This window comes from Youngimonas ophiurae (nom. illeg.), assembly GCF_049803795.1.
In the GTDB taxonomy this organism is placed as follows: Bacteria; Pseudomonadota; Alphaproteobacteria; order Rhodobacterales; family Rhodobacteraceae; genus Thalassobius.
Map to the genome: position 1 here is coordinate 1 of NZ_JBNAGJ010000002.1, position 2,500 is coordinate 2,500.

Here is a 2,500-nt window from a genome sequence, read left to right on the forward strand (position 1 = left end):
CATCTATTTAGAGGGATCATAGTTTGGTTATTACTAGGTTTGGCGGTTACCTACTCTCCCACACCTTAAGATGCAGTACCATTGGCGTTAGAGCACTTAACTTCCGAGTTCGGGAAGGGATCGGGTGTTTTGCTTCTGCTATGACCACCAAACCGAGTAATAACCAAGTGTCCAAGTCAGTACGCTGTACATTGTGTTGTGTATGCTTTTGATATGATTGAGTAACTAGTCTTGCTGTTACTGGATCAAATCAAGCCTATCGGACCATTAGTACCGGTCAACTGAATGCATTGCTGCACTTACATCTCCGGCCTATCGACGTGGTGGTCTACCACGGTCCTCAGGGATACCTTGTTTTGAGGGGGGCTTCCCGCTTAGATGCCTTCAGCGGTTATCCTGTCCGTTCATAGCTACCCAGCACTACCGTTGGCACGATAACTGGTCCACCAGTGGAACGTTCACCCCGGTCCTCTCGTACTAGGGGCAACTCCTCTCAAGTATCCTACACCCACGGCAGATAGGGACCGAACTGTCTCACGACGTTCTAAACCCAGCTCACGTACCTCTTTAAACGGCGAACAGCCGTACCCTTGGGACCTGCTCCAGCCCCAGGATGAGATGAGCCGACATCGAGGTGCCAAACACTGCCGTCGATATGGACTCTTGGGCAGTATCAGCCTGTTATCCCCGGCGTACCTTTTATCCGTTGAGCGATGGCCCTTCCACACGGGACCACCGGATCACTATGGCCGTCTTTCGACTCTGCTCGACTTGTCAGTCTTGCAGTCAGGCTGGCTTCTGCCATTGCACTCAACGAGCGATTTCCGACCGCTCTGAGCCAACCTTCGCGCGCCTCCGTTACTCTTTAGGAGGCGACCGCCCCAGTCAAACTACCCGCCACACAGGGTCCCGGATCCGGATAACGGACCGCGGTTAGACATCAAGCAAAGCAAGGGTGGTATCTCAAGGGAGGCTCCACCAGGACTGGCGTCCTGGTTTCAAAGCCCACCACCTATCCTGCACATGCTTGGCCTGATGCCAGTGTGAAGCTGTAGTAAAGGTGCACGGGGTCTTTCCGTCTAACCGCGGGAAGCCTGCATCTTGACAGGCAATTCAATTTCGCTGAGTCTATGTTGGAGACAGCGGGGAAGTCGTTACGCCATTCGTGCAGGTCGGAACTTACCCGACAAGGAATTTCGCTACCTTAGGACCGTCATAGTTACGGCCGCCGTTTACTTGGGCTTCAATTCAAGGCTCTCACCTCTCCTTTTAACCTTCAAGCACCGGGCAGGCGTCAGACCCTATACGTCGTCTTGCGACTTCGCAGAGCCCTGTGTTTTTAGTAAACAGTCGCCACCCCCTGGTTTGTGCCCCCAGTCAATACTTGCGTAGAAACCGGGCCTCCTTCTCGCGAACTTACGGAGGTATTTTGCCGAGTTCCTTCAACATAGTTCTCTCAAGCGCCTTGGTATTCTCTACCAGTCCACCTGTGTCGGTTTAGGGTACGGTCTTATAGGAGGGCTATTTCCAGGAACCGATCAGCAGCCCAATCAATCCGATAAGATTGAACTACCTTCACGATCCGTCACCACTCCACGGCTCAGGAATATTAACCTGATTCCCATCGACTACGCATTTCTGCCTCGCCTTAGGGGCCGGCTTACCCTGCTCAGATTAGCTTTAAGCAGGAACCCTTGGACTTTCGGCGACAGTGTCTCTCACACTGTTTGTCGCTACTCATGTCATCATTCTCACTAGTGATCTCTCCACCGGATGCCTTACAGCCCGGCTTCACAGAAAGCACTTGATCTTGTGCTACCGCCTTCGGCTACTTGAGCACAGTTACCTGCGCCAAGACCTTTGGCGATAATAAAGATCAGTGCTATGTCACACTACGCTCCGCTACCATGCACTATGTGCATCCTCAGCTTCGGCTCATGGCTTGAGCCCCGTTACATCTTCGCCGCAAGACAACTTATTTAGACCAGTGAGCTGTTACGCTATCTTTAAAGGATGGCTGCTTCTAAGCCAACCTCCTGGTTGTTTTGGTCGTCTCACCTGCTTTCCCACTTAGCCATGAATTAGGGGCCTTAGCTGGAGGTCAGGGTTGTTTCCCTCTCCACCACGGACGTTAGCATCCGTGGTGTGTCTGCCATCTAGTACTCCCGGGTATTCGGAGTTTGGTTAGGATCAGTAAGCCTGTGGGGCCCCATTACCCATCCAGTGCTCTACCCCCCGGGGTATTCGGATGACGCTCTACCTAAATAGATTTCGCGGAGAACCAGCTATCTCCGAGTTTGATTGGCCTTTCACCCCTAGGCACAACTCATCCCGACCTTTTTCAACAGGTGTGGGTTCGGCCCTCCAGTAAGTGTTACCTTACCTTCAGCCTGGTCATGCCTAGATCACTCGGTTTCGGGTCTGATCCCACGAACTCGACGCCCTATTAAGACTCGCTTTCGCTGCGCCTACACCTATCGGCTTAAGCTTGCACGTGAGA

General features: G+C 52.6%; 2 rRNA genes (1 of these 2 cut by a window edge). Both read right to left on the reverse strand.

What is annotated here, in order from left to right:
- Window positions 1-37: 37 nt before the first annotated feature.
- A 5S ribosomal RNA gene (gene rrf / locus ACP15O_RS04450) occupies window positions 38-152 on the reverse strand.
- 94 nt (window positions 153-246) lie between these two features.
- A 23S ribosomal RNA gene (locus tag ACP15O_RS04455) occupies window positions 247-2,500 on the reverse strand; it runs 610 nt beyond the window's last position.